This window comes from Vibrio sp. 1562, assembly GCF_033340155.1.
Taxonomy (GTDB): domain Bacteria; phylum Pseudomonadota; class Gammaproteobacteria; order Enterobacterales; family Vibrionaceae; genus Vibrio; species Vibrio alginolyticus.
Genome location: NZ_JAWOVY010000301.1, coordinates 1 through 728, shown reverse-complemented (window position 1 = coordinate 728; position 728 = coordinate 1). Strand labels below are relative to the sequence as shown.

Here is a 728-nt window from a genome sequence, read left to right as displayed (position 1 = left end):
TCGAACGCCAAATGGAAGTTTATGCAGGCTTCTTAGCACACACTGACCATGAGATCGGTCGAGTCATCGACACACTCAAGAAAAATGGTGAATTCGATAATACCTTAATCTTCTACATTGTCGGCGATAACGGTGCGAGCGCAGAAGGCAACCGTAACGGTAGCTTCAACTCACTGGCGTTCTATAACCTCATCACGGAAGATCCTAACCGCGTGCTAGAAAACATCGATAAGCTAGGCGGGCCAGATAGCTTCCCACACTACGCTTCAGGCTGGGCCGTAGCGGGTGACTCTCCATTTACTTGGACGAAGGGAATGTCTTCAGACTTTGGTGGCACTCGAAATGGTATGGTCGTGAGTTGGCCTGCGGGAATCGATAACAAAGGCCAGCCTTTGCGCGATCAATGGTCTCATGTTGTAGATATTGCTCCGACAGTACTAGAAGCCGCTAATTTACCAGTTCCAAAAGAAGTCGATGGTGTTGAGCAAATCCCGATGGCAGGCGTGAGCTTCACTAATACATTTAAGGAAACAAAAGCACAAACACGACACAAACCTCAATATTTCGAACTGGGAGGTAACCGTGCCATCTATCACGAAGGGTGGCTAGCGCGTGTTACTCACTGGGCTTTAACTGAGGGGTCAACCAAGTTTAGAGACCTACAAGATGATAAATGGGAATTGTACGACACAACGAAAGATTTCTCTTTAGCCAACGACTTAGCAAAA

The 728-nt window shown here is 47.3% G+C and carries 1 protein-coding gene; it reads left to right on the top strand.

Going from position 1 to position 728, the window contains the following annotated elements:
* Positions 1-11: 11 nt before the first annotated feature.
* On the top strand, positions 12-728 hold a 717-nt coding region (locus R7Z49_RS24800), incomplete at its 3' end, for a sulfatase-like hydrolase/transferase (RefSeq protein ID WP_318112345.1).